Origin of the sequence: Microbacterium sp. J1-1 (assembly GCF_024498615.1) — a bacterium.
Classification (GTDB): domain Bacteria; phylum Actinomycetota; class Actinomycetes; order Actinomycetales; family Microbacteriaceae; genus Microbacterium; species Microbacterium aurugineum.
The window spans coordinates 1,138,553-1,163,354 of record NZ_CP089590.1; the positions used below are offsets into that span (position 1 = coordinate 1,138,553).

A 24,802-nucleotide genomic window follows, 5' to 3' on the forward strand; every position below is an offset into this window, starting at 1 on the left:
GCGGTCGGTCGTCCGGCCTCAGTCGCGGAGCGCGCGCGTCGCCTCGCGGGTGCGCTGCAGAGCGTCGACGGTCTCGGCGAACCGTCGCTTCGCCACACCGATGAACAGGCAGTCGACGAGGGCGAGCTGTGCGATCCTGCTGACCATCGCGCCGGCGCGGAAGGTCGATTCGCGCACCTCGGTGAACAGGGCGTGGTCGGCCGCACGCGCGAGGGGGGAGTCCTTCGCCGACGTCACCGCCACCGTGGCGGAGCCGTTGGCGCGGGCGGTCTCGAGGAAGCGGACGGTCTCGATCGTCGATCCCGCGTGGGAGAACCCGATCGCGACGGTGGGCGCTGACTGCAGGACGCTGGCGGCCACCGCCTCGTGGGAGTCGGAGAGCACATGCGCATTGCGTCCGACGCGCAGAAGCTTGTGTGCGAGGTCTTCGGCCACGAACTGGCTCGCCCCGATGCCGTAGAGCAGGATGCGGTCGGCGCTGTCGATCGCGTCGATCGCCGCTTCGAGCACGTCGAAGTCGAGCTTCGCGACGGTCTCCTCGATGGCCAGCAGTTCGAGTGCGGCGAGCTTCGACACCGCCTCCTGCAGGGTGTCCTCATCGGAGATCTCCGATCCGAAGGCCCCGCGGGCGGAGAACTGGGCCGCTTCCTTGCCGAGCTCGGTCGCCAGCGCCATGCGCAGCGGGGCGTAGCCGCTGAATCCGATCGCCCGGCAGAACCGCACCACGGAGGCGACCGAGGTCCGGCACTCGTCCGCCAGTTCGTTGATGGTCTTGTCGATGACGATCGAGGGGTTCTCTCGGACCACCGCGGCGATGCGTGCGAGCGACGGCGGCAGGGTCGAGGCGGCGGCTTCGATCGTCGACTGGATGCTCAATCAGTCCTCCGAGGGTGTGGGATTCTCAGTATGTCGTGATGGGGCTCACGACAAGGATGGTAAATTCTTTTCAGAGAGTCTATGTCGCGTGTAGTCTCTTTTCGTTACGTCCCGACCAAGTCCCGAGGAGAGCCGATGACCGCGCAGTCGACCGCATCCGTCGATCTCGGCAAGTCACGGTGCCGAGTCGTCATCCACGACGCTACGCGTATCGAGCGCTCGGGGACGGGAGCGCCCGGGCTCGCCGCGGCAGGCGGCGTCGATGCCGCCCTCGATGCGATCCTCCCGCTGCTCGCCGATGCACCGGTCCTCGACAGCATCGGGGTCGGTGCCGCTGGGGGCTGGCTTGCCCCGGAAGCCGCCCGGGAACTCGCGGGGCGCCTGGCCGCGGCGACCGCGGCGCGGGTCGCCGTCGCCTCCGATGTCGTCACCGCCCATGCCGGTGCCCTCGAGGGGGCGCCCGGTGTGCTCCTGATCGCCGGCACCGGTGCCGCGGCACTCGGGATCGACGCCGATGGCGTCAGACTCGTCGACGGCTGGGGTCCCGAGCTCGGAGATCTCGGCAGTGGATCGTGGCTCGGCCGCGAGGGGCTTCGCGCCGTGCTGCGTGCGGACGACGGACTCGGCCCGGCGACCGCGCTCACCGCCGCGCTCGCGGATCCGGTCGGCGCTGCCTCCGACATCCAGGGCTGGCTCGCCCGGAGCGCGCCGCTGGCCCGCCATCTCGCCACGCTGGCGCCTCTCGTCCTCGACACGGCGGAAGCGGGCGACCCGGTCGCCTCGGGCATCGTGACCGAGGGGGTCCGGCTGCTCACCGCGACCGCGGTCGCCGCCTCAGCCGTGACCTGCGACGTGGTGGTGCACGGAGGGCTCGCCGAACACTCCTGGTTCCGCGCCGCCCTCGGATCCGCCCTCCTCGCCGCCGGTCGCCGTGTCGTACCGGCTGCGGGCGACGCCCTCGACGGCGCGCAGTTGCTCGCGCGCCGTGCTGACCTCCCCCATGAAAGGTTCGTGCACCGTGCCGAATGACGCCCCCCGCCTCGCCGCTCTCCTCTCGGTGCTGGAGAACCTCGACACCGAGGCCTCCACGACCGAGCGCGGCGACCTGGACCTCCTCGGCACCGCCGAGCTCGTGCGGAGGATGAACGCCGAGGACCGCCGCGTACCCGAAGCCGTCGCCGAGCGCGCCGAGGAGATCGCCGCCGCCGTCGACGGCATCACCGCGCGGTTCCGGCGCGGGGGGCGACTCATCTACATCGGAGCCGGGACCGCGGGGCGCATCGGCGTGCTCGACGCGAGCGAGTGCCCGCCCACGTTCGGCACGGATCCTTCGCTGGTCGTCGGCCTGATCGCTGGCGGCGAGACCGCGATCCGCTCGGCCGTCGAGAATGCCGAGGACGACGCCGACGCAGCGGGTGTCTCTTTGCGCGAGCTTGACCTGTCGGAGAGCGACACCGTCGTGGGCATCTCCGCCTCCGGACGCACGCCCTACGTCGTCGGTGGCCTGGAGTACGCCCGCAGTGTCGGGGCGCTCACGGTCGCGATCGCGTCCAACGCCGCATCCGAGATCGGTGCCGTCGCGGAGATCGCGATCGAAGTCGTCACCGGGCCCGAGTTCATCTCCGGCTCCACGCGCCTGAAATCCGGGACCGCGCAGAAGCTCGTGGTCAACATGCTCACGACGCTCTCGATGATCAACCTCGGCAAGACCTACCGCGGAGTGATGGTCGACCTGCTCGCGACCAACGAGAAGCTGCGTGCGCGGTCGATCCGCACGGTCTCGCAGCTCGCCGGCGTCGGGATCGACGAAGCCGCCGCCGCTCTGGAGGGGGCGGACGGCTCCGTCAAGCTCGCCCTGCTGATGCTCGCCAGCGGTGCGTCGCCGCAGTCCGCGGCCTCGGCTCTCGAGGGTGCCGACGGCATCCTCCGCGACGCCATCGCCGCGCTCGCCTGACCCTCCCTGCGCCGGCCCGTCCGCTCCGGTCGCGAACTCGCACCTCCCGGTTCGCTCCGGTCGCGAATTCGCATCCTATTCGCGCGAGTTCGCGACCATTTTGCGACCGGAACGTCGGTTCTGCGACCGGAGTGTGGAGTTCGCGACCGGAACGGGGTCGGGGGTCAGTGCTCGCAGGTGCAGGTGTCTCCGCCGCAGCAGCTGCCGGATGAGACCGCGTGTGCCTGCGAGGATTCGGGCACATCCATCGCGGGGTTCTGGTCGAGGAAGCCATTGGGCTTGAACCGGAACCCAGCCGTGTCGACGGGCATGATCGGCCAGTCCTCCGTGCGCGGGAAGTGCGTGAGGCCGAACGTGTGCCAGAGCACCATGTCCTCGCCGTCGATCGACCGGTCGCCTGCCGTGTAGGCGGGGAGTCCGCCGCCGCCCTGGTGTGCGTTGGGATACCGCCCCGCAGGCCAGATCTGACCGTGTTCGTAGCGTGTCGCCCAGAGGTGCTTGGTGGCGAACGCGGCGCGCGCGGCGACCGAGGACTCCGGATCGGCCATGAGCAGCGCGGTGGGCTCCGGGACGAGGTGGTAAGCGGTCGGCCGTCCGACGTGATTCGTGCGGGACGTGCTCTGCACCTCCCAGACGCGCGCGACGGAGGAGTCTGCGTCACGCTGCGCGGCGGTCTCGGTCGTGAGCGGGGTCTCGGACCAGCTGAACGCGTTGCCGAACGGGTTGTCCGGCCCCATCGGCACGCGCTGTGCGTCGACCTCGACGAGCCGATTCCGGTCGCCGTCGATGGCGACGTCGAGTCGCGCGCAGAACAGGTGCTGGTGCACGGGCGCGAAGACGCCCGGGGCGAGTTCGGTCGCGTGGCGCTGCCGGATGCCGGGCTCGCCGCCGCCCACGAACACGATGCCGGTGGCCTTGGCGACGACCTCGATCGAACCGTCCAGGCCGAAGTACCAGTAGAAGCCGTAGTCGTAGTTGCCGATCGTGGAGAAGTACGAGACCACGAACCGGCGGGAGCGGCGCACGTCGGCGCGGCCCGCGAGGTCGGTGTGCTTCCAGAGGATCCCGTCGTCCTCCTCGTGCATGCAGACCACGTTCGGGATGCGCACCGGGTTGCCGTGGTCGTCGGCCACGTAGCCGTCGAGGTAGCGGATCACGCCCAGGCAGTCGCAGCCGAGTTCGAGGTGGTTGGCGTTCTTGCCGAGGAGATATTCGCCGGCATCGAAGTAGCTGATCCAGAAGCGGCCGGGGGCGGTGTCGCCGTAGGGGACCACCATCTCGGGAACGCTGGCGCGGCTGAGCACGGAGCGGTCCTGGAAGGTGACGTCGTGCAGCACGAGGCCTTCGCGGGCGTTGAAGTCGACACGCATCGACCAGCCCTCCCACTCGACGAGCGAGCCGGTGACGGTGAAGCTCGGTCCCTCCGGCTGCGTGATCTCGATCGGCTTGAGCGAGGTGCGCGCCTCGCCCTGCACCTCGGGGTAGTAGTTTCCGTGGCCGGCGGGCACGGGCACGTCGCCGTGGTCCTCGACGCGGATGACGCTGTTCGAGGTGAGGTCGATGTGCACGACGAGTCCTTCGACGGGGTGCGCCCACGGGGAGTCCTGCTCGTCGTACTTGAGGAACGTCAGGGAGCGGATCACGCGGCGACCGACTTCATCGGCACGACCGGTGTAGCCCGGGGCGAGCGGTCCGCAGAACGCGAGGTCCATGTGGTCGGCGAGGCCGCGGCGCGTCATGGCCGCCTGCCACTCGGGGGAGGCCTTCGCGATCGCCTCGGCGCGTTCGTACTCCTCGAACAGGTACTGCGGCTGGCCGTAGGGCGGGGCGTCATTCGGCACGCGTTCGGTGCGCAGGACCTCGCCGCGGGTGATCGACACGATGGCTTCGGTCGCGACGCCGGTCGCCGTGTCGAGCAGTGTCACGTCGACGCGGCGGTCGATGGGGGAGCCAGGGGTCCAGGCGTCGAATTCCTGTTTCGTGGGCTCATCGGGCAGCAGCATCGGCACGCGGGTGGTCTCGGTCAGGAGCCCGGCCGCGTCGAGGATGGCTCGGGCGGCGGCGATCTCCTCGCCCGAGAGCGGATCGTGCGGGTGCGGGGCCGCGATCTTGTCGAGGGAGACGGGCTGCGGTGCGTGGTGGGACATCATCGACCTCACTATTTTCGAGCAGATGCTCAATAAACGGGTTGCGATGATGATACGACGGCTCGTCGCAGGTCCACAAGCACCGTTTTCGCGGGGCTCAGGCGCGCCAGGGGGCGAGGATGCTGTCCAGGACGGCGAGATGCGCCGCCGCGGGCTGAGGTTCGGTGACCTCGACGATCTGCTGTCCGTACGTGATCGAGCGCAGCAAGGCCATCACGGCGTCGGCGGGGGTGTCGGCGCGCAGCTCTCCGTCGTCCACGGCCTCGGCCAGGGCGAGACGGATGCTGTCCTGCCAGGTCGCGAGGGTCGGGGCGCCCGCGTCGGGAGTCGGCGCGAGGGCGGCCAGGCGCCCCCAGAAGCCGACGACCACGTGCGCTTCCGTGCGGGTGTCGTCGTCGATCGGAAGGACCTCGCGCATCAGTGCGTGCAGCCGGTCCAGCCCCCGGAGGCCGTCGGTGGCGGCGGCGATGCGCGCGTCGGTGCGGCGTGTCACCTCGGCGGCGGCGGCGCGCACGACCTCGTCGAATCCGTCGAAGTAGTGCCAGAGCGAGCCGGTCGCGACGCCGAGCTCCTTGGCGACGGCGCGCGAGGAGACGCTTTCGTGTCCATCGCGGGCGGCGACGGCGAGCAGCGCCTCGGCGATCTGCCGGCGGCGCTCATCATGGTCGACGATGCGGGGCACGTGCCCATCTTGTCGCATCCGACCTAGGTCTAGCGTTATTGAGCGATCGATCAATATACTTCCCGGATGGAGCTCCTCCTTCCCGCAGCACCGTGGCTGATGGCTGTGGCGGCGATCGTCGCTGCGGTCGCCTGCATCGGTGCGTGGCGTGCGGTGCCGTGGCAGGGGCGGCAGACGGCACTGATCATGGCGGCGGCGATGCTGGCGCTCGCGGTCTCACCCGGCGACGCGCTCGCGGGACTCCTGCTCGGGGTGCTGCTGCTGTTCTCGGCGATGCTCGGAACGATGGGCGTTCGCGGCACTTCGGCCGCCGCCGCGTGCTGTCACCGGGCGCTCGGGTCGCTCGTGATGGCCGTCTGCGCGTTCCAGAGCGCCTCGACGCGCGCGGCGGAGTCCGCCGGTGCGGGCGCGGAGGTCGCGGTCTCAGGACACGGCGGGCACGGGATGAACGGCGTCCTCTCCGTTCTGATGCTGGTCGGGGTGGCCGGGGTCGTCGTGTGGACCGTCGTCTCGGAGTGGTTCCTTCCCTCCGTGCATCGTGGCAGGACGGCACGGTTGCTGGCGACGGAATCGTGGGCCATGGCAGCGGGCGTCGTGATCATGTGCGTGGGGTTCTGAGGGCAGCGGGACGCGTGTGCGTTCCGGTACGGTGGCCGGATGCCCCTCGCTCTGATCACCGGCGCTGCCCGGGCGAACAGCATCGCCGCCGGCATCGTCCCTCGTCTGCGTGCGGCCGGATGGACGGTCGTGACCAGCGATCTCCACGACGCCGACCACCTCGCCGACCTCGCGACCCCCGACGGCCCCGGCGCACTCGTGGATGCGGTCGTCGCCGCGCACGGACCCATCACCGCGCTCATCCTGAGCCACGCCCACGACGTCGAGTCCGGCATCCTCGACACCACCGCGGAGAGTTTCGACAGGCACGTCGCCGTGAACGCGCGGGCGAGTCTGCTGCTGATCGCGGCCTTCGCGCGTCAGGTCGGCGACGACGGGGGAGTGATCGTGGCACTCACCAGCGACCACGTGACCGGGAACCTGCCCTACGGTGCATCGAAGGGCGCACTCGACCGGCTCGTGATCTCGGCCGCTCGTGAGCTCGGTCCTCGTGGGATCTCCGCGAACGTGCTGAACCCGGGACCGATCGACACCGGCTGGATGGACGACGAGACGCGGGCCTCGCTCGAAGCGATGACCCCTCTGGGGCGCCTGGGGCGTCCGGCGGATGTCGCCGCGGTCGTGGAATTCCTCGTGTCGGATGAGGGGCGCTGGATCTCCGGTCAGCTGCTCCAGTCGGACGGGGCGTTCTCGGCTCGCTACTGAGGGGGCGCGGCGGGCGTCGAGGGCTGATCGGGCGCGGCGGGGCCGCGGTCGCGGGTGATCATCCCCATAATTCGAAGGAAGTTATGAATTCGTGATGCGGTGCCGCTCGCGGTGAGACCTCAGCATCCGCTATTTGTTTCCTATGCGGCATTCGATCATCGCGGACGGGAGCTGAGGTCGTGTCGTCAAACAGTGTGCAGAGTCTTCTCAAGCCACTCCGAACCAACCGTCCGCTCGCACCGGGCGGGGGCTTCAAAGTCGGACGCTTCCATGTCTCGTCATAGCGATGAGGGCCGTTCGGGACGACTTGGGCGCGCGGGGAGACTTGCGGTGGCTTCTGTCTACAGCGGCCTGCTTCCAGCGCTGATCCTTGCGAGTCCATCAGCAAGAGATGCACTCGGCCCGCTTCGATTCCTCGCCGTCGCGCTACTCCTGCTTACGGTATGGCTTTGGGTTCGACTTCCTTTCACAGGCGTGGCAATCAAGGGCGACGATGTGCGCGTGCGCGGCTGGTGGTCGCGCAGAGTGTTCAAGCGCGGGGATCTAGAGCGGTTTCGAGTGCAACCGTATGGGGGCCCCTTCTACTACCTGGCATGGGCAATTGATTCCGGCCCCTTTGAGAGCGGTGAGTTGCGTGCTGAATTCAAAGACGGGAGTGCGGTGCGTCTGGGGGGGGGGGGGGGGGACTGTGTGTAGTCGGCGCACGGCGAACGAAGTCGCTCGATCCTTGAATCACAGGCTGGGGATCTTTTCGGAGCCGGATGTTACACCGCGCGTTCGGACTCGGTCGCCGAGGGGAGCCCTCTCTCGTCGAAGAGGTGTCTAATGGTTCCTACCGGCCGCGTGATCCCTGCTGCGTGGACTCTCCACCAAACGCGGCTTCATCGTCAAATGACGACAGGGAGGCTGGGTGGTGGACGACAGAATCGTGCTCGATTCGAGTTCAAGCGAAGCTCTGGTTTTCTACGATTGGCTTGCGACTGCTCACGAGAAGGAATGGTAGGAGCCGATGAGGCGAGCACAACAACTCCGCCAGGCAGGCCGACGTCATGCTCCACGGGACGACTTCTTTGTAGGGATGGAAGCTGACTTCGGCGCAGATCGAGAACTCGCTGACAACAGGAAGGGTTGTCGGTGGCTGACAGTGTGATGCTCGCATTGAGCATGGAGGAAGCGCTCGTGTTGTACGACCGGATAGCGAGAATCAACGACTCTGAGGCTCAAGCTGTTGAGTCAGCCGAACAGAGGGTCCTGGGGGATCTCGAATCGCAACTCGAGTCCCGATTGCCGATGAATTTTGACGCGGACTATTCCGAGCGCGTACGAGAGGCCAGGGACACGATCGGCTAGGATGGCAAGCCCTAGGCCGAACGAGAGCGCATCAATCTGCACCGCTGACCGAAATCGCCTGAGGAGGCGCCGGTGAAACCGGATCGACGTGCCGCGGAGGATGCGTTTGTCGCGGGGCAATACTTGGACTTTTTGCGGGCGGCGTGCGGACGGGATGGCGCGTGTGACCGAGCTGCCATCAGCCGAATGATTCCCACCGTCGACCTGGATTCTGTCGATTTCGGAGCAGGGGCGACACCAAGCACCCTGTTCGAGCTTGCAGCTGCTGTATGGGACGTCGACGAGCGTCTGGCGATTTCGATGTTTCGCGAAGCTGCCGATGGCGGCTCAAGCGCAGCGCTCGCAGCACTCGGCGAGAGTCTCAGCTGGATGGGGCACAACGAAGAAGCGGAGGTGTGGTTGAGGAAAGCGATCGCCGCGGAGGCCGGTAACCCCGCTCGACTCGCTGGCCTTCTTGGGGAGAGCCTCGTAAGCGCGGGAACGTCTACAGATCTCCACGAAGCGGAGGATCTGCTCAAGAAGGGGCTAGAAGACTCGGAGGAGTTCGGAGTGCCGTTGGCACACTTTTTGCTCCGTCAAGGAAGGACGTCCGAGGCTCGAGAGTTTCTCGCACGAGCAGTTGCTGCCGACGTCTACGGTGCCGCACTCTTGCTCGGAAACCTCCTTGCCGAGGAACCAGGAGAGCTTGACGCAGCTGAGGCGGCCTACTGGGCGGGCATTTCTAGCGGGGATGGCCATAGTGCACACAACCTTGCGGTGATGTTGCTGGAGAAGGGCGAAACCGAGCGCGCACATGAACTTCACGAGCTCGCCAAGCGGATGGGCGATTCGACGCCTCTGGAGGCATCGCCTGACTAGGGGTCAGCGCAGCTACCGTGTCGATCTCTTGGCTGCCGACGAACGAGTATGTGCCCCAGGCAGTCGTGGACCGGTTCCGGCGGGGGTGTCGCTACTGAGCGCTGCGGCTACTGAGGCGCTGCGGCCGGCCGCACGAACACCCACGCCGCGACCGCGGCGGCGGCCGCTGCGAGCGTCATGGTGACGGCCATCGTGACCGCGTTCGTGCCACCCAATCCGGCCGCGATCGGCGCCACGACGGGCCCGAACAGGAAGGTCGCCATGCCGAGCAGGGCGGAGGCTGTGCCCGCGCGGCTGCCGTGGTGCGCGAGGGCGAGGGTCTGACCGTTCGGGCCACCCACTCCCGAGCAGAGCATGAACCCGATCAGCGCAGCGATCACTCCGTAGACGCCGGTGCCGGTCAGCGTCAGCACGAGGAACGTCGTCGTGGCGAGCAGCGTCGCCGTGATGCCACCCAGATAGACGCGCAACGGTCCCCACCGCCGCACGACGAGCCTGCTGGTCTGGCTGCCGACGATGCTCGCCAGCGCCCCCGCCGCGAACGCGAGACTGAAGGTCTGCGGGGTGAGACCGAACTGGTCTTGCAGGACGAACGATGACATCGACAGGTAGGTGAAGAACGCGACGCCGCCTCCCGCCGCCGCGCACAGCACCGCGACGAACAGCCGGTCGCGGATCACGGCACGGGCATGATGCCGCAGCACCACGAGGCCGCCGCCGTGCCGCGCCGAGGCGGGCAGCGTCTCGGGCAGGGCGAACACGACGATGAGGAGCAGCACGACCCCGACGGCGCTGAGCACGCCGAAGATACCCCGCCAGTCCATGACCCGCGCGAGTTGCCCACCGACGACCGGCGCGATGATCGGTGCGGTCCCGGAGACGAGGAACAGCAGCGACAGCATCCGCGACAGCTCGACACCCTCGAACTGGTCTCGTGCGATCGCCAGGCAGATCACGATCCCCGCCGAGCCCGCGAGCCCCTGCAGGAAACGGGCGAGCAGCAGCAGCTCGATGTTCGGCGCGAGGGCGCACACCAGCGACAGCACCGCGAAGGCCGAGACTCCGACCATCAGCGGCAGTCGCCTTCCGAGTCGATCGCTCAGCGGTCCCGCGATGAGCTGTCCGAGCCCGAGACCGATCATGCACGCCGACATCGTCACCTGCGCCAGAGCCTCGGTCGTGCCGAGCGACGCGGCGAGCTGCGGCAACTGTGGCAGATACAGGTCCATCGACAACGGCCCGAAAGCCTCCAGCATCCCGAGCACCAGCATCGCCCGCAGGGTGCTCATGCGCGGGCGAGCCGGCTCCTCGGGAAGGGGCAGGCTCATCCGCCCAGGCGCAGGATGCGGCGCAGCCAGCTCTCCCGCGCGGCGACGGCGGCCTTCGAGACCTCGGCCTCGGGCGAGAACCCGGAGAAGCCGTGGTATCCGCCGGCCCACACGTGCAGCTCGGCGTGTCCGCCGGTCGCCCAGATGCGCAGGGCGTAGTCGACGGCTTCGTCGCGGAACGTCTCGGCAGCGCCCACCTCGATGAAGGCGGGTGCGAGCCCGGCGAGGTCCGTGGCGCGGGCGGGTGCCGTGTACGCGGAGACGCGGTCGGTGAACCGGTCGTCCCCGGCGATGGCATCCCACGCGGTGTCGTTGTTGTTCCGATCCCACGCGCCGAAGCCGTCGTACTGCCGACTGGAGGCGGTCTCGTTGCGGTCGTCGAGCATCGGACAGCCGAGCAGCTGGCCGGCCAGGTGTGGACCGCCGCGATCCCGGGCGATCAGCGCGACGGCAGCCGACAGGCCCCCGCCGGCGCTCATCCCCGAGGCGATGATGCGGGCGGGATCGATGCCGAGCTCGTCGGCGTGGGCGGCCATCCACTCCAGCGCGGCGTAGCAGTCCTCCGCCTGCGCGGGACCGGGATGCTCGGGTGCCAGCCGGTATTCGACGGCCACTCCGACGACGCCGTGCCGCTCGGCGAGGTCGATGAGCTCCGCGGTGCCGAAGAACCGGGTGCCGAGCACCATCCCGCCGCCGTGGATCGACAGGACCGCGGGGGCGGGCACGGAAGTCGCGCGGGCGGGGCGGACGATCGTGATCTCGATGTCCGGTGCCCCGTGCGGTCCGGGGATGACACGGTCCTCCCAGACGGCCTCCCGACCCGCGGCCTGTGCGGCTATGGGCGGGATGATCGTCGCGAAGTGGTCGCGGTTGGCATGGATCGTGTCGGCACGCAGCGGGATGATCTCCACCATTCCGACGAACGCGTCGAGGCCGGCGACGAGCTCCGGGTCATACGGGACCGGCAGCGGCGCGGTCATCGGTCCGCCCGCCAGATGCGACGCAACCACGAGGCGCGAGCGGCGAGAGCGGCTCGGGAGATCTCAGCCTCCGGCATGTACATGTCGAAGCCGTGCGCTCCGCCGCCCCAGACATGCAGTTCGGCCTGTCCTCCGGTGGCCCAGATGCGCAGCGCGTACTCCGTGTCCTCATCGCGGAAGGCCTCGGCCTCGCCGACTTCGATGAAGGCGGGCGGGAGTCCCGACACATCGGTCGCGCGGCTGGGGGCGGCGTAGGCGGGAGCGTCCGGGTGGAAGGCGAGGTCGTCGCCCAGCACACACGACCACGCCAGCAGGTTCATCTCGCGCTGCCATGTGCCGATGCCGTCGTACTGGCGGCTCGCGACGGTGGTGTTCGTGTTGTCGATCATCGGGCACAGCAAGAGCTGCCCGGCCATGACGGGCCCCTGTCGGTCGCGCGCCATCAGGGCGACAGCGGCTGTCAGCCCTCCGCCCGCACTGCCGCCTCCGACGATCAGGCGCTCCGGGTCGATGCCGAGTTCCGCGGCGTGCTCATGAACCCACACGAAGGCGGCGTAGCAGTCCTCGACGCCCGCGGGGTAGGGGTTCTCCGGAGCGAGGCGATACTCGACGTTCACGGCGACGACCCGGTGTTCGTCGACGATGTCGACCACGCGGCCGGTCTCCCACGAACGGTGGCCGACGATCATGCCGCCGCCGTGGATGTTCACGAAACCGGGGAGCACCTCCCCGTGGACGCCGGCGGGGCGGAACACCGTGATCTCGAGGTCGGGTGCTCCGGCGGGACCGGGGATGACGCGGTCCTCCCACTCGATGTCGCGCCCGGCGATCACGGAGTCGTTGTCGGGGAAAATCCGGTCGACACCGTCACGCGGAAGGGTGTCGCGGGTGAGCGCCGGCTGTGGGTTCTTCGCGATCTCGTCGAGCACGGCCTGCACCTCGGGGTCGAAGGGCACGGGGGTGACGGTCGGGCGTCCGGCGGCGGTGGCGGTCATGGTTCTCCTTGGATGGAAGGGCGAAGCGGCGGGTCAGGGGCCTTCGGGGTCGACGACCCCGCGATCGGCCCAGAACGGTTCGACCAGGCGGCGCAGCTCATCGCCGCCGACCCGGTCGACCAGGGCTGCGGCGTCGAGGTTGGCGCGCAGCTGTTCCGCGCTCGAGGCGCCGAACAGCGTCGTGGTGAGGGCCGGATGGGTGAGGGTGAACGCGATCCCGAGCTGCGCGGGTGAGACGTCGAGGGATGCGGCGACCTCGGTGAAGGCGGGCACATCCTGGATGATCCGCTCCCGGATGTCGCCGGGGTCGCGGCCGATCTGCCGGTCGCCGTTGATCTTGCCGGCGAGCACGCCGCCCTCGAGGCAGTCGGAGGCCTGCAAAGTGAGCCCCTGTTCCCACAGGCGGGCGAAGGGGCTGCCGTCGGGGATCGAGCGCCGGGAGACGCTGTACTTCAACTGCGCGATCTGCGGTCCGGCCACGCCCTCCGCCGCGGCGATGTCGATCAGGGACTGGATGCTCGATGCCGACCAGTTGTTCACACCCCAGGTGCGGATGAGGCCGGCCTCCGCGAGGCGGGCGAGGTCGAGCACGAGGTCACGCAGGTCGAGGTCGTCGCGCCGCAGGTCTCCGAGGATCACGAGGTCTGCGTGCTCGACGCCGACCCGCATCAGCGCGTTCTCGAGCTGGGGGCGGAAGCCGTCGTCGCCGAAGGCCTCGAGCCACAGCTTCGACGAGAGCAGCCAGTCGTCGCGCCGGAGGCCTGCAGCGCGCACCATCGCCGAGAAGATCACGTCGGTGAAGACCGGTGGCGCTCCCGGCGCGGAGTACACGCCCACGTCGAAGAGGTTCACGCCGCGGTCCACGGCCTCGCGGAGCATTGCGACCGCGTCGGCGAAGTCCATCCGGTCGTAGGTGTGCCAGGAGCCGAGAGAGAACAGTGAGGCGTCGATGCCGCTGCGGCCGATCTCGCGTCGGGGCAGGAGGGGAGTGGTCATGGAGTCCTCACAGTCTCGGGTCGATGACGGCTTTGACCTCATCGAGGTCGTGCATGTGGGCGATCTTCGCGGAGGCGTCGGCGAGGCCGACCGGGGCACTGAAGAGGTTGTCCCAGGGGTAGCGATCCGCGAACGCGGTGAAGAAGTCGATCGCACGGGAGTAGTCGGAGATGTCGCCGTTGAGTGAGCCGACCACCGTGAGCTCCTTGCCCATGATGGTGCTGAGCGGGAAGCCGTCGCCCGCGGGACCGGTCGAGCCGACGATCGTGACGGTCCCGCGCTGAGCGGCCATCGCGATCGCGTCAGGGCCGACGCTGGGCGCACCCGCGAAGTCGAACACGTGGTCGGCGCCGCGGCCTCCCGTGAGCGCCATCACCTGATCGACCACCGGGCCGTCGCGGAAGTCGACGACCGCATCGGCGCCGAAGCGGCCGGCGAGTTCGAGTCGGGAGGCGGGGGCGCCCACCGTGATGACCTGGCCTGCACCGGAGATCTTCGCGACGGCTGTGGCGAAGATGCCGAGCGCTCCGGCGCCCTGCACGACCACGGTCGAGCCGGGGCGGATGCGCCCTGCCCGCTCGAAGGCCCGCAACACGGTCTTGGCCGCGCATCCGGCCATCGAGGCCCAGGTGTCCTTGACGGATGACGGGAGCAGCAGCTTGGCCGCCCCCGGGGTCACGTAGGCGTACTCCGAGAGTCCCGCGGTGGCGAACGGTGGCACGTCCGCACGCTGCAGGAAGCCGTATCCGCGGCGTGAGCAGGCGACGGGCTCGCGCAGCACCACACAGCCGTAGCACTCGCCGCAGGTCGACTCGGACCAGCCGATGCGATCTCCGGGGGAGAGGGGGTGGCCCAGGGCATCCTTCGTGTCGGGGCCGGTGGCGACGATCTCGCCGACCATCTCGTGCCCGAGCACCATCGGGAGCATGCCGGGGAAGGTCATCCGTCCCTCCCAGATCTCGATGTCGGTGCCGCACAGCGTGGTGCACGCGATGCGCACGAGCGCGGCGCCCGCTTCGATCTCGGCGGGGAGAGGCAGGTCCTGCAGGGTGAGCGGCTCGCCGTGCGCGGTGAGCACGGCGGCCTTGGTGCGGGTGGGGAGGGGCATGCGGTTCTCCAGTCGCGCGCGGGTGGCGGGTCAGCGGGGCGGGTGGCGGGTCAGCGGGGCGGGTGGCGGATCAGCGGGGCGGGTGGCGGATCAGAAAGGGGCCTCGGAGGTGACGGGAAGACGCGGAATCGATCCCGCGTCAGACCAGGAGCTGTCCGCCGTCGACGGGGACGGAGATTCCGGTGATGTGGCTGGCGGCGTCGCTCGCGAGGAACAGCACGAGCGGGGTGATCTGGTCGACCTCGGCGATGGAGCCGAGCGGGATGCGGGACTCCCACGCCGCACGGGCTTGCGGGTTCGAGGCGAAGTCCGCGGTGAGAGGCGTGAGCACGGGGCCGGGCGCCACCGCGTTGACCCGGACGCCCGAGGCGGCGAGCTCGATCGCAGCGGTGCGGGTGAGGGCGTCGACCGCGGCCTTCGTCGCCTCGTAGTGCCCCAGTCCGGGGGTGGGCTGCCGTGCGCCGATGGACGAGATGTTGACGATCGCGCCGCGTCCTGCGTCGGCGAGCAGCGCGCCGAAGATCCGGAGCATGAGGAAGGTTCCGCGCACGTTGACCCGCAGGGCTGCGTCGACGACGTCGACCGGGACGTCCTGCAGGGTGCCGCCGCCGGCGACGATGCCCGCGTTGTTGACCAGGACATCGATGCCGCCGTCGGCAGTGAGCCGTTCGGCTGCGGCGCGCACGGAGGACTCGTCGCCGATGTCGAGGGTGAGCGCCGTGGCGCCGATCTCGGCGGCGATCGCCGTGGCGGCGTCCGCGTTCACATCGCCGATGAAGACCTCGTCTCCACGGTCGCGGAACGCGGTGGCGATGCCAAGGCCGAGGCCGGACGCGCCGCCGGTGACCAGGATGCGGCGGGGGGATACGGTCATGTTCGTCCTCACTGACGGCGGTTCTGACGGGATGTCTCCGTTATATTCTACAAACATAGAAAAACACAACCCCGTGTCTCGAGACGGCGAAGGAGCCTTCATGCCCGAAACGACATATCCCTGGAAGCCTCTGGATTCCCCGGGCGCCCCGGTGCCCCCGCTGGCGCTCGGATCCTGGAACACCTGGGATCGGATGGCGCCCGACGACGCGGTGGCGCTGATCCGCCGGGCGGTCGAGCTGGACGCCGGCTTCTTCGACGTCGCGTACTACAACATGGGTCCGCACTCCGAGAACTCGAAGACCGACATCCTCTTCGGGCAGGCTCTGAGAGCGAGCGGCGTCGACCGCGATGACATCGTGCTGTGCGGCAAGCTCTGGCTGTGGGACTGGCCGAACCAGGGCTTTCGCGCACAACTGGTCGAGTCCCTGGAGCGAGCGGGCCTCGACCGGTTCGACACCCTCGTCGTGGGCGACTACCTCGACGCTCCGGACCTGCCGCGCCTCGTCGCCGACGTGAACGAGCTGATCGCCGAGGGGCTTGTGGGCTCCTGGGGCATCAACAACTGGCGGATCGAGCACACGAGGGAGGCGCTCGCCGTCGCCGCGGCGCAGGGCATGGCTGGCCCGGCGTTCGCGCAGCTGAAGTACGGGATCGCTCGGCGCTCGATGGCGGAGGGGGACGCCTACGGCCCCCTGTTCGCCGAGGGGGCTCTCGCGCTCCAGGCGTCGGACGTGTTCGAGGGTGGAATCCTCGCCACCGGACGCATGCCCGAACGGAAGATCGGTGCCGACGTGGGAGGCATCCGGGAGCAGATCGTCGCCGTGTACCCCGAGGTCGCGCGGGTTGCGGGAGAGTTCGGGGTCACGCCGGCCGCGCTCGGCATCGCCTTCTGCCTGTCGAACCCCGCCACCGCGAACGTGCTGTTCGGTGCCTCGCGTCTCGCGCAACTCGAGGCGAACCATGCGGCGCTCGCCCTCGCGCGAGACCAGGGGGCCGAGGTGCGGGCTGCGCTCGCCGACTGCTGGGTCGACCGGGAGGTGCGCGCCGACGGGGCGTGGTGAGGAGGGCCGGAGGTTCTGGGGCTGCGTGCTGCCGGTGTGGGAACATGAGGCGCGCCGAGATCCGCCGTGGATGTCGGGGGAGTGGAGATGAGATGAGCCCGGAGCCCACACTGCTCATGGCCGTGGTCTTCGGCGGATTCCTCTTTCTGGTGGTCTTCTTCGTCGGCTGGTATCTGATTCTCGACAGACGCGCTCATGCGAGACGCCGGGCTGCCGAGCAAGACGGTGGCTTGACCGATGCGAAGCCTGGCGACGCTGAAGCCCACGCTGAAGACGTGGAGCTGCGAGTGACCCGGGCCGAGGCGCTGGTCCTCTTCGATTGGCTGGCCTCTGTGCATGACGGGGGAGCGGCAGGCATCGATGAGGCAGAACGGCGTGTGCTGTGGGACTTGGAGGCCAAGCTCGAGTCGGAGCTGGTCGAGACGTTCCGCCCCGAATATGCGCAGCTCGTTGAGGCCGCGAAGAAGGCGGTGCGTGGTGCGTCCGATGCGGAGGGGGAGTGAGTCGATGATGGGTGCGGGGTCGCCTAGCGAAGAGGGAAGCTTCTCTCGAGTGGAGCTTCTTCGCCTCGCCCCCGAGGGGCCGTTGACGACGCTCGGCCGCAACATCTCGATGTGCGGTGCGGTTCTCCTCGGCGTCGTCGTTCTCGTGCTCCCGGCGCTGCAAGGGGCATCGATCGGCAGTGTGATGCTGTTCGCCGCCGCCGGACTCGCTTTGATCGCTGCCGCTGGATGGAACGCGCTTCGGTGGCGGTGGCTCGTTCGAGCCGCCGCGCGCGACGTGCAGGGTGCCGGAGCATTGGCTGGCTTCGCGTTTTCGCGGGCCGATCTCGACGTGGATGGCACCCCCGCGGATCGTGTGAGCGCCGGGTGGTTGCTGGTTCACCCGGACCGCCTGACGGTGTGCATCCACGCAGGGCTGGCGAGGCCGCGCCATTCAGTCGAGAGGCAGGATTACGCTCTTCGCGACATCGTTTCGGTATCACGGCGCAACGAGACGAGCGTGTCGTATGGGCGGCTTGACATCACCGTGCGCGGAGGATTGCTCTCCTTCATCCTCACACCGACCAACGGGTCCGGTATGCGAGGCCCGCGCGAAGCGGAGATCGAATCGGCGGCCGAATTGCTCCGAGTGAAGAGAGCCCTTCGCGACGACTGAGGATCCGGCTTCGCCGCGCACCTTCCGTGACGGGGCGGGGGGTGGCTCTGGGATTGCCTGGAGGGCCCCCTGGGTGGTCTGCGATATGCTGGCATTCATTCGAACAAATCTTCGAAAGTCGGGCGACTCTTCGGTAGAATCTGGGTATGTCGAAGTTGGCCGTGTTGCATGAGGCGATGTCCCGTCTCGACGCGGCGTGGGCTGATGCCGACGACTCGGGTGAGTTGTCGCGGGAGCAGCTCATCGCGGTCAGCGCGTCCCTCGGGGTGCTCCAGCGGCGGCTGGACGTCGTGCACGTCGAGGTGGCCGCGTGCATCTCTCGCGAGTCCCGCCCCGAACTCGGTGCCGAGAGTCTCGCGAAGCAGCAGGGGTTCCGCAATCCGGCGACGATGATCGCGGCGACCGTGGGTGTGTCACGCGGTGATGCGACGCGGCTCGTGAAGGTGGGGGAGGCCGTTGCTCCGCGTGCAGACCTCCTGGGGGCGCCGCTGCCGGCGAGATACCCGGTCGTGCGGGAGGCGCTCGGCGCGGGAATGCTGAGCGCTCAGTCGGCGGCGGTAATCATCTCATTGCTCGATCGATGTCGCGTCGTGGTGGGTCTGACGCGCGTCGCCGAGGCAGAGCGTGTGCTGGTGGAGAAAGCGTTCGGGCTCGCGCTGGACGATGTGCGGAAGCTAGTGGTGCGGGCGGAGGCGTGGCTGGACCCGGATGGGGTGGAGCCGCGACTCGAGGAGCAGCGTTCCCGTCGATCCCTCACCATCCACGAGCGTGAGGGGATGGTGCATCTGAATGCGGTCCTCGATGCCGAGACGGCCGCCCCTGTCATGACCGCGATCCGCGGCTACGTGACGGCCGCGTTCGCCGCCCGGAAGGATGCGGCCGCTCCCGACGCGCCTGACGCCGACCGTCGCACCGTGCCGATGCTGCAGGCTGATGCGCTCTCTGTGTTCGCCGCCCACGTGCTCGGCTGCGAAGCCAGGGTGCCGCTAGCAGGGGCGACGATCGTGGTGAGAATGAGCCTCGATGATCTCGAGGTCGGCACCGGCTCTGCGGAGATCGACGGGGTCGAGCAGCCGATCAGTATCGGAGCCGCGCGACGGATGGCCGCCGGCGGGGGTGTGATTCCGTGCGTGCTCGGCGCCGCGAGTGAAGTGCTCGACTGGGGGCGCGAGAAGCGCCTGTTCACGCGATCGCAACGGTTGGCGCTGGTGGAGCGCGACGGGGGCTGCGCCATGTGCGGGTTGCCGCCGGATATGACGAAGGCGCATCACATCCGGTGGTGGAGTCGTGACCGCGGGCCGACGGATCTGTCGAACGGCGTGCTGCTGTGTGAGACCTGCCACCACCGAGTGCATGACAACGGGTGGGAGATCCGTATCGATGGGGGCGGTCCGGTGGGGCGGGTATGGTTCATCCCTCCCGCCTCGGTCGACCCTGCGCGCAGCCCGCGCCTCGGCGGTCGAGCGCGCTTCGACATCGCCGCCTGACCTCGCCGCCTGACATCGGTGCCTGGCATCGCCGCCTGACCTCGACGTCTGATGCCGGTGCCTGACATCGACGGCTGACATCGACGTCTGATGCCGGTGCCTGCGTGTGCGGCTCGGGATGTGCTGGTCTGCTGATGGGCGCGCGCTCATGCCCGCGCGCCCATGTCCATGCGCTCATGCCTGCGCGCTCGGTCAAGCCCGGTGCGCCCCCGGGCATGATCCGGCGCAGCGCGGGGGGGAATCGCCCTTGCGCTCTTTTTCCACGCATGTAGACTAACCAGCACGACACATCGAAGTGACGTCGGACCCGGCTTCCGATCAGCGGCACCTCGACCCTTCTTCACCACCCCCTGCACCCGAGAGAAGGAATCATGAAACGAATGCCCCTCGCGCTCGCCGCGGCTGTCGCCGTGACGCTCGCCCTCACCAGCTGCAGCGGCGGCGCCTCGCCCTCGCCGTCCGACGGCAGCGGGGTCGACAGCCCCGACGCCCTCAACATCGGGAACTTCCTCGACGTCACGTCGTGGGATCCCTCGCTCGCCGACATCGGCTTCGACGGCCCGTATCTCTCCGCCGTCTACGACGCTCTGATCGCCCTCGACGCCGAGGGCGATCCGATCCCCTCACTCGCCACCGAATGGACCGTCGCCGACGACGACCTCAGCATCGACCTCGACATCCGCACCGACGCCGTGTTCAGCGACGGCACCCCGGTCGATGTCGACGCCGTGATCACGAGCCTCGAGTACCTCAAGGCGGGTGCCCGCTCGGGTGAGGCCTATGTCAACGTCGCCTCCTTCGAGAAGGTCGACGACGACACCGTCCGCATCGCCCTCACGCAGCGCGACGACACGATCCTCTACTTCATGGGTCTCGGACGCAGCTACGTCGCCTCCCCGGCCGCCATCGAAGCGGGCACGCTGGGCAGCGAGCCCATCGGCTCCGGCCCCTACGTCCTCGACAGCACGACGAGCGTCGCCGGTGCGGAGTACCACTTCACCAAGACCGCCGACCACTGGGACGCCGACGCGTACCCCTTCTCCGAGCTCGCGATCTTCCCGATCACCGATGCCACCGCCCGTCACAACGCCATGCTCAGCGGCCAGATCAACGTGCAGTACGGCGACGTCGCCAACCTCGAGCAGGCGAAGCAGCAGGGGTGGAACACCGCGGAACGCGTGTCCGGATGGGCGGGCCTCGTTATCACCGACCACACCGGCGTGAAGAGCGAGCCGCTCGGCAAGCTCGAGGTGCGGCAGGCGCTGAACTACGCGTTCGACGGAGCGGCGGTCCTCGCCGCGGTCGGCAGCGGAGCGGGCGTCGCCACCAACCAGGTGTTCCCCGACGGCGGCCCCATCAACGATCCGTCGCTCAACGACACCTACGCCTACAACATGGACAAGGCCAAGCAATTGCTGGCGGACGCCGGCTACCCCGACGGCTTCGAGATCTCGATGCCGATGTCGCCCATCTTCGAGATGTGGAAGCCCTCTGCCGAGCAGGCGCTCAACGAGCTCGGCGTGAAGGTCACGTGGGACAACATGCAGATGCCCGACTACCAGTTGAACGCGCCGAACTACCCGATGTTCATCTCGTTCCTCGCGATGGACGGCAACGACGTCGCCACCGTCGCCCGCCAGGTGACCAGCGTGCAGTGGTTCAACCCCGCGCCCGACTATGCGGAGAACGAGGTCATCGCTCCCCTCGTCGAGAAGGTCCAGACCGAGCGCGGCGACGCGCAGACCGACGCCGTCAAGGAGCTCAACAAGGCTCTCGTCGACCAGGCATGGTGGTCGGTCTGGTACCAGGCGAACAACATCTACTACACGGCGCCCGGCATCCAGCTGCAGCCCGTCGTGGGGATGATGTTCCCGACGCTCCGCTACATCACCCAGGGCTGACGCCCGCCGGGGCGGCCGCGACACCGGCCGCCCCGGCTTCCTTCCCCCTCCGACTCCATCCTCCGAGAGGCCCCCATGTTCCTGTTCACGGCGAAGCGGGTGCTGTCCGGCATCCTCCTGCTCGTCGCGGTCTCGATCGGCACCTTCTTCCTGGCCCATCTCGCCATCAGCGACCCGACGGCCTCGCTTCTGGGCACCACGGCGAGTCCGGCTCAGCAGGCGGCGCTCGCCGAGAAGATCGGCCTCGACCGTCCGCTCCTCGTGCAGTTCTGGGACTGGCTCTCGCACGCGGCTCTGCTCGACTTCGGCGTCTCCTGGCGCAACTTCCAGCCCGTCAGCGCACAGCTCGCGATCAAGGTCCCCGTGACCCTGTCGGTGGTGACGTTCGCGACGCTGATCACTGCGGTCGTCGGCGTCACGTTCGGGATGGTCACCGGACTCCGCCCCGGCACCTGGTTCGACCGCGTGATCAAGGGCATCTCGGTCGTGCTCTTCGCTCTCCCCGGCTTCTGGGTGAGCCTCGTGCTGGTCATGTGGCTCGCGGTGCAGCTGAAGTGGTTCCCGGCCGTCGGCTACGTGCCGCCGACGCAATCCGTGGACGGATGGCTGCGCTCCATCACCCTCCCGGCGATCTCGCTCGCCCTCGGCGGCATCGTTGCCGTCGCCGAGCAGCTGCGCAACGCCGTGATCGCGCAGAGCCGCCAGGACTGGGTGCGCACGCTTCGCAGCCGGGGTCTCTCCGCCACCAGGGTCAACCTGCACATCCTCCGCAACGCCTCGCCCGCCGCCCTCACCGTCATCGCCCTGATGTTCGTGGGGCTGCTGTCCGGCGCGATCGTGGTCGAGCAGATCTTCAGCCTCCCCGGTCTCGGACAGCTCACCAACCAGTCCTCTCAGAACGGCGACATCCCGATGCTCCTCGGCATCACGGTCATCTCGATCGTCTTCGTCGTCCTCATCAACCTCCTGCTCGATCTCGTGCTCGGCTGGATCAACCCGAAGGTGCGCGTCGCATGACCACCACAGACATCCGGGTCGCCTTCGACCGAGCGGCGCAGAAGCGACGCTCGAGCCTCTTCCGTCGCTTTCTCCGTCACCCCGGCGGATACATCCCGCTGGCGATCTTCCTGCTCATCGTGCTCGTCGGGGTCTTCGCACCCCTGCTCGCGCCGATGGACCCGAACTTCGTCGACCTCGCCGCGGCCAAGGCGCCTCCCGGGCCCGAGCACCTCCTGGGCGGCGACTCGACCGGCCGGGACATCCTGAGCCGACTCATCTACGGCACGCGCACGACCCTGTGGGGCGCGCTCATCACGATCGTCACCGCGCTCGTGATCGGTGTGCCGTCCGGAGTCGCGGCCGGCTACTTCGGCGGCACGTTCGACCGCATCGCCACCTGGATCAGCGATGCTCTCCAGTCGATCCCCGGAATGATCATCCTGCTCGTGGTCGCCGCGGGCAGCCGCAACAACTTCGAGCTGCTCATGGCCACCGTCGGTGTGTTCATGGTTCCCGGCTACTTCCGCATCGCGCGCTCTCAGACCCTGGCCGTGCGCAGCGAGCCCTACATCGACGCCGCTCGCGTGTCAGGCCTGTCCGACGGGCGCATCATCTTCCGCCACGTCATCAAGGCCGTGTATCCGCCGGTCATCATCCAGACCGCCCTCACCGCCGGCATCGCGATGGGCATGCAGGCCGGTCTCCAGTTCCTCGGCATCGGCGACTCCAACGTGCCCAGCTGGGGCGCGATGATGCTCGAGGGCTTCCGCCTGATGCTCACGTACCCGCTCATGCTGCTGTGGCCCTCGGCCGCCCTCGGACTCACGATCGCGGTGCTCGCGATCATGGGATCCACGCTCGCCGAGCTGGTACAGGTGCGCACGCCGCGCGTCTCCCGCCGGTCCGGCACCGCCGCCAGCACGGCTGCCGGTACCGGTGCAGGCACGGCTGCCGGGACCACCGCCAGGACCGCGACGCCGCTCGCCCCCGCGACCGGAAGCGCGCAGCACACCGCAGAGGAGTCCGCGCTGCGCGTCGAGAACCTGCGGGTCGTGCACGCCACCCCGACCGGCGAGACCGAGGTCGTGCACGGCGTCACCCTCGACGTGGCACCAGGCGAGGTCGTCGGCATCGTGGGCGAGTCGGGTTCCGGCAAGTCACAGACCGTGTTCTCGGTGCTCGACCTGCTGCCGTCCAGCGGGCGCGCGACCGCCGACGCCATCTGGGTGGGCGGGGCCGACGTGACGAAAGCGACGCCGAAGCAGCGACACGCTCTGCTCGGACGTGAGATCGGCTACGTGCCCCAGGAACCGATGAGCAACCTCGACCCGTCGTACACGATCGGCCACCAGCTCATCGAGCCGCTGCGCCGCACCCACGGGCTCCGCAAGGCGGAGGCCAGGGAGCGGGCGCGAGCGATGCTCGTGCGCGTCGGCCTCACCGACCCCGACCGTGTCATGCGCAGCTACCCCCACCAGGTCTCGGGCGGTATGGCGCAGCGCGTGCTCATCGCCGGCGCGATCGCGGGCAAGCCGTCTCTGCTCGTGGCCGACGAGCCGACCACGGCGCTCGACGTCACGGTGCAGGCCGAGGTGCTCGAGCTCCTGCGAGAGCTGCAGGCCGAATACGGCATGGCCCTGCTGATCGTGACCCACAACTTCGGCGTCGTGGCCGACATCTGCGACCGGGTGATCGTGATGCGCGGCGGTGACGTCGTCGAGACAGGACCGGTCGACTCGCTGTTCGCGTCACCCGCCGAGGAATACACACGCGAACTGATCGCCGCGTCGCTGGACGATGCGGAGGGCCGCGCCGAACTCGACCGCACCGGAACGGAGGTGACCGCATGAGCGCCCTGCTCGAAGTCGACGACCTGATCGTGGAGTACGGCCGTGGCCGACACGCCTTCCGCGCGCTGCACGGCGTATCCCTCGACATCGCGCCGGGTGAGTGCCTGGGCCTCGTCGGAGAATCCGGCTCGGGGAAGTCGACGCTCGGCAAGGCGATCCTCGGCCTCGCACCCGTCACGGGCGGGAGCATCCGCTTCGACGGCAAGGAGATCAGCAGGCTCGGCGGCCGTGCCCGGCGTGCGCTCGCGGATGACGTGCAGGTCGTCTTCCAAGACCCGTACGGATCGCTCAACCCCGCGATGACGATCGGCGACATCCTCGCCGAACCGCTGCTCACCACCGGTATCGGCACGAGAGCCGCCGAGACGAAGGTGCGCGAGATGCTCGACCGCGTGCGCTTGCCGGAGTCGGCCATGGATCGCTATCCCAGTGAGTTCTCGGGCGGCCAGCGTCAGCGCATCGCGATCGCCCGAGCCCTCGTCCGCGGGCCGCGCCTCATCGTGTGCGACGAGCCCGTCAGCGCCCTCGACCTCACCACGCAGGCGACGATCCTCGATCTGTTCATCGAGCTGCAGCGCGACACCGGCGTGGCCTACCTCTTCGTCTCTCATGACCTCGGTGTCGTGCGCCGTGTCTGTCACCGCGTGGCGGTCATGTATCGCGGGGAGCTCGTCGAGGTCGGGGAGGGGGAGCAGGTCACCCGTGCCCCGCAGCATCCCTACTCCGAGCGGCTGCGCCTCGCCTCGCCCGTCGCCGACCCGGTCGCGCAGCGTCAGCGACGTGCCCAGTGGCTCGCTCTGCGGGAGGTGCGCGATGCGGCGGTACGGTAGCTCCAGGCCCGATCACCCCACGCCTCGGAATCGGCCGGAAGGA

22 protein-coding genes are annotated in these 24,802 nt (G+C 68.9%); 13 read left to right on the top strand and 9 right to left on the bottom strand.

Translation table 11 applies throughout. The features are described 5' to 3' along the window. Positions 1-18 precede the first annotated feature (18 nt). On the bottom strand, positions 19-876 hold the full coding sequence (locus LRQ07_RS05395; RefSeq protein WP_256536056.1) for a MurR/RpiR family transcriptional regulator: 858 nt from the start codon (positions 874-876) through the stop codon (positions 19-21). 135 nt (positions 877-1,011) lie between these two features. On the opposite strand from LRQ07_RS05395, the gene LRQ07_RS05400 reads away from it, so the two are divergent. Beyond that, a complete protein-coding gene (locus LRQ07_RS05400; protein WP_256536057.1) occupies positions 1,012-1,905 on the top strand; it encodes an N-acetylglucosamine kinase in 894 nt (297 codons plus the stop codon). After that, positions 1,895-2,830: an N-acetylmuramic acid 6-phosphate etherase gene (gene murQ / locus LRQ07_RS05405; RefSeq protein ID WP_047523144.1), complete on the top strand. Its 936-nt coding sequence runs from the start codon at positions 1,895-1,897 to the stop codon at positions 2,828-2,830. The genes LRQ07_RS05400 and murQ overlap by 11 nt, the downstream gene beginning before the upstream one ends. A 164-nt stretch (positions 2,831-2,994) precedes the next feature. Here the strand turns inward: murQ and LRQ07_RS05410 are convergent, their stop codons facing one another. After that, positions 2,995-4,980 carry a primary-amine oxidase gene (locus LRQ07_RS05410; RefSeq protein ID WP_256536058.1) on the bottom strand — a complete coding sequence of 662 codons (1,986 nt, stop codon included), beginning with the start codon at positions 4,978-4,980 and terminating at the stop codon, positions 2,995-2,997. 94 nt (positions 4,981-5,074) lie between these two features. Next, a complete protein-coding gene (locus tag LRQ07_RS05415) occupies positions 5,075-5,659 on the bottom strand; it encodes a TetR/AcrR family transcriptional regulator (RefSeq protein WP_131493772.1) in 585 nt (194 codons plus the stop codon). 66 nt (positions 5,660-5,725) lie between these two features. Between LRQ07_RS05415 and LRQ07_RS05420 the strand changes: the two genes are divergently transcribed. The 3 genes from LRQ07_RS05420 (at position 5,726) to LRQ07_RS05430 (ending at position 9,190) form a co-directional block, all read left to right on the top strand. Continuing rightward, a complete protein-coding gene (locus LRQ07_RS05420; protein ID WP_256536059.1) occupies positions 5,726-6,277 on the top strand; it encodes a hypothetical protein in 552 nt (183 codons plus the stop codon). A 39-nt stretch (positions 6,278-6,316) separates the two neighbouring features. Further along, the gene (locus LRQ07_RS05425) at positions 6,317-6,982 is read left to right on the top strand and encodes an SDR family oxidoreductase (protein ID WP_232762292.1); all 666 of its coding nucleotides are present in this window, start codon (positions 6,317-6,319) and stop codon (positions 6,980-6,982) included. 1,536 nt (positions 6,983-8,518) lie between these two features. Beyond that, on the top strand, positions 8,519-9,190 hold the full coding sequence (locus LRQ07_RS05430; protein ID WP_256536060.1) for a tetratricopeptide repeat protein: 672 nt from the start codon (positions 8,519-8,521) through the stop codon (positions 9,188-9,190). A 107-nt stretch (positions 9,191-9,297) separates the two neighbouring features. Here LRQ07_RS05430 and LRQ07_RS05435 read toward each other — a convergent pair whose 3' ends face one another. From LRQ07_RS05435 to LRQ07_RS05460, 6 genes are all read right to left on the bottom strand, one after another. Then, positions 9,298-10,518, bottom strand: a complete 1,221-nt coding sequence (locus tag LRQ07_RS05435) for a multidrug effflux MFS transporter (protein WP_256536061.1) — start codon at positions 10,516-10,518, stop codon at positions 9,298-9,300. After that, positions 10,515-11,498, bottom strand: a complete 984-nt coding sequence (locus tag LRQ07_RS05440; RefSeq protein ID WP_256536062.1) for an alpha/beta hydrolase — start codon at positions 11,496-11,498, stop codon at positions 10,515-10,517. Before LRQ07_RS05440 ends, LRQ07_RS05435 begins: the two co-directional genes overlap by 4 nt. Next, positions 11,495-12,493 (bottom strand): alpha/beta hydrolase, encoded by a 999-nt coding sequence (locus LRQ07_RS05445; RefSeq protein ID WP_256536063.1) that lies wholly within the window; start codon positions 12,491-12,493, stop codon positions 11,495-11,497. The genes LRQ07_RS05440 and LRQ07_RS05445 overlap by 4 nt, the downstream gene beginning before the upstream one ends. 33 nt (positions 12,494-12,526) lie before the next feature. Further along, positions 12,527-13,489: an aldo/keto reductase gene (locus tag LRQ07_RS05450; RefSeq protein ID WP_256536064.1), complete on the bottom strand. Its 963-nt coding sequence runs from the start codon at positions 13,487-13,489 to the stop codon at positions 12,527-12,529. A gap of 7 nt (positions 13,490-13,496) precedes the next feature. Continuing rightward, positions 13,497-14,597 (bottom strand): zinc-binding dehydrogenase, encoded by a 1,101-nt coding sequence (locus LRQ07_RS05455; RefSeq protein ID WP_256536065.1) that lies wholly within the window; start codon positions 14,595-14,597, stop codon positions 13,497-13,499. Between the two features lie 139 nt (positions 14,598-14,736). After that, positions 14,737-15,471 (bottom strand): SDR family NAD(P)-dependent oxidoreductase, encoded by a 735-nt coding sequence (locus LRQ07_RS05460; RefSeq protein ID WP_256536066.1) that lies wholly within the window; start codon positions 15,469-15,471, stop codon positions 14,737-14,739. Positions 15,472-15,571: 100 nt separating this feature from the next. Between LRQ07_RS05460 and LRQ07_RS05465 the strand changes: the two genes are divergently transcribed. The 8 genes from LRQ07_RS05465 to LRQ07_RS05500 all read left to right on the top strand — a co-directional run bounded on the left by LRQ07_RS05465 (position 15,572) and on the right by LRQ07_RS05500 (position 24,759). After that, on the top strand, positions 15,572-16,534 hold the full coding sequence (locus LRQ07_RS05465) for an aldo/keto reductase (protein WP_256536067.1): 963 nt from the start codon (positions 15,572-15,574) through the stop codon (positions 16,532-16,534). A gap of 92 nt (positions 16,535-16,626) precedes the next feature. After that, positions 16,627-17,037 (top strand): hypothetical protein, encoded by a 411-nt coding sequence (locus LRQ07_RS05470; RefSeq protein ID WP_256536068.1) that lies wholly within the window; start codon positions 16,627-16,629, stop codon positions 17,035-17,037. Positions 17,038-17,086: 49 nt separating this feature from the next. Next, entirely contained in the window at positions 17,087-17,692 is a 606-nt protein-coding gene (locus LRQ07_RS05475; protein WP_256536069.1) for a hypothetical protein, read from the top strand. 146 nt (positions 17,693-17,838) lie between these two features. Continuing rightward, positions 17,839-19,179: an HNH endonuclease signature motif containing protein gene (locus LRQ07_RS05480; protein WP_256536070.1), complete on the top strand. Its 1,341-nt coding sequence runs from the start codon at positions 17,839-17,841 to the stop codon at positions 19,177-19,179. Between the two features lie 371 nt (positions 19,180-19,550). Continuing rightward, a complete protein-coding gene (locus tag LRQ07_RS05485; protein ID WP_256536071.1) occupies positions 19,551-21,080 on the top strand; it encodes an ABC transporter substrate-binding protein in 1,530 nt (509 codons plus the stop codon). A 75-nt stretch (positions 21,081-21,155) separates the two neighbouring features. Further along, entirely contained in the window at positions 21,156-22,097 is a 942-nt protein-coding gene (locus tag LRQ07_RS05490) for an ABC transporter permease (protein WP_256536072.1), read from the top strand. Further along, entirely contained in the window at positions 22,094-23,929 is a 1,836-nt protein-coding gene (locus LRQ07_RS05495; RefSeq protein WP_256536073.1) for a dipeptide/oligopeptide/nickel ABC transporter permease/ATP-binding protein, read from the top strand. Before LRQ07_RS05490 ends, LRQ07_RS05495 begins: the two co-directional genes overlap by 4 nt. Continuing rightward, a complete protein-coding gene (locus tag LRQ07_RS05500; RefSeq protein WP_256536074.1) occupies positions 23,926-24,759 on the top strand; it encodes an ATP-binding cassette domain-containing protein in 834 nt (277 codons plus the stop codon). Before LRQ07_RS05495 ends, LRQ07_RS05500 begins: the two co-directional genes overlap by 4 nt. Positions 24,760-24,802 lie beyond the last annotated feature (43 nt).

Bases quoted from the DNA above. Each gene is read 5' to 3' on its own strand.
- LRQ07_RS05400 (WP_256536057.1), top strand. From the start codon at position 1,012: ATGACCGCGCAGTCGACCGCATCCGTCGATCTCGGCAAGTCACGGTGC.
- LRQ07_RS05460 (WP_256536066.1), bottom strand. From the start codon at position 15,471: ATGACCGTATCCCCCCGCCGCATCCTGGTCACCGGCGGCGCGTCCGGC.
- LRQ07_RS05450 (WP_256536064.1), bottom strand. From the start codon at position 13,489: ATGACCACTCCCCTCCTGCCCCGACGCGAGATCGGCCGCAGCGGCATC.
- LRQ07_RS05480 (WP_256536070.1), top strand. From the start codon at position 17,839: ATGTCGAAGTTGGCCGTGTTGCATGAGGCGATGTCCCGTCTCGACGCG.
- LRQ07_RS05410 (WP_256536058.1), bottom strand. From the start codon at position 4,980: ATGATGTCCCACCACGCACCGCAGCCCGTCTCCCTCGACAAGATCGCG.
- LRQ07_RS05445 (WP_256536063.1), bottom strand. From the start codon at position 12,493: ATGACCGCCACCGCCGCCGGACGCCCGACCGTCACCCCCGTGCCCTTC.
- LRQ07_RS05430 (WP_256536060.1), top strand. From the start codon at position 8,519: ATGATTCCCACCGTCGACCTGGATTCTGTCGATTTCGGAGCAGGGGCG.
- LRQ07_RS05455 (WP_256536065.1), bottom strand. From the start codon at position 14,597: ATGCCCCTCCCCACCCGCACCAAGGCCGCCGTGCTCACCGCGCACGGC.
- LRQ07_RS05465 (WP_256536067.1), top strand. From the start codon at position 15,572: ATGCCCGAAACGACATATCCCTGGAAGCCTCTGGATTCCCCGGGCGCC.
- LRQ07_RS05490 (WP_256536072.1), top strand. From the start codon at position 21,156: ATGTTCCTGTTCACGGCGAAGCGGGTGCTGTCCGGCATCCTCCTGCTC.
- LRQ07_RS05425 (WP_232762292.1), top strand. From the start codon at position 6,317: ATGCCCCTCGCTCTGATCACCGGCGCTGCCCGGGCGAACAGCATCGCC.
- LRQ07_RS05485 (WP_256536071.1), top strand. From the start codon at position 19,551: ATGAAACGAATGCCCCTCGCGCTCGCCGCGGCTGTCGCCGTGACGCTC.
- LRQ07_RS05495 (WP_256536073.1), top strand. From the start codon at position 22,094: ATGACCACCACAGACATCCGGGTCGCCTTCGACCGAGCGGCGCAGAAG.
- LRQ07_RS05440 (WP_256536062.1), bottom strand. From the start codon at position 11,498: ATGACCGCGCCGCTGCCGGTCCCGTATGACCCGGAGCTCGTCGCCGGC.
- LRQ07_RS05420 (WP_256536059.1), top strand. From the start codon at position 5,726: ATGGAGCTCCTCCTTCCCGCAGCACCGTGGCTGATGGCTGTGGCGGCG.
- LRQ07_RS05470 (WP_256536068.1), top strand. From the start codon at position 16,627: ATGAGCCCGGAGCCCACACTGCTCATGGCCGTGGTCTTCGGCGGATTC.
- LRQ07_RS05435 (WP_256536061.1), bottom strand. From the start codon at position 10,518: ATGAGCCTGCCCCTTCCCGAGGAGCCGGCTCGCCCGCGCATGAGCACC.
- LRQ07_RS05500 (WP_256536074.1), top strand. From the start codon at position 23,926: ATGAGCGCCCTGCTCGAAGTCGACGACCTGATCGTGGAGTACGGCCGT.